We start from the raw sequence: 301 nt of genomic DNA on the forward strand, positions 1-301 counted from the left end.
CCAGCCAATGATGTCCTGCTAGCTCAGTTGGTAGAGCATCTGACTTTTAATCAGAGGGTCAGAGGTTCGAGTCCTCTGCAGGACACCATTTTTAAGAAATAGGCGCGTGCCTTGAAATAAATGAAATGCCTGGGTGGCGGAACTGGTAGACGCACAGGACTTAAAATCCTGCGGGTGGTGACACCCGTGCCGGTTCGATTCCGGCCCTAGGCACCAACTAAATAGCGCCCATAGCTCAATTGGATAGAGCGTTTGACTACGGATCAAAAGGTTAGGGGTTCGACTCCTCTTGGGCGCGCCA

Annotated in this window: 3 tRNA genes; all 3 read left to right on the top strand. The window is 51.8% G+C overall.

The features are described 5' to 3' along the window. The first annotated feature begins 12 nt into the window (after positions 1–12). Positions 13–88: transfer RNA gene (locus NEH74_RS12465), tRNA-Lys, on the top strand. A gap of 39 nt (positions 89–127) precedes the next feature. After that, positions 128–216, top strand: a tRNA-Leu gene (locus NEH74_RS12470). A gap of 8 nt (positions 217–224) precedes the next feature. Continuing rightward, positions 225–301 (top strand) — tRNA-Arg (locus tag NEH74_RS12475).

Origin of the sequence: Turicibacter sp. GALT-G1 (assembly GCF_025594995.1) — a bacterium.
GTDB lineage: Bacteria > Bacillota_I > Bacilli_A > MOL361 > Turicibacteraceae > Turicibacter > Turicibacter bilis.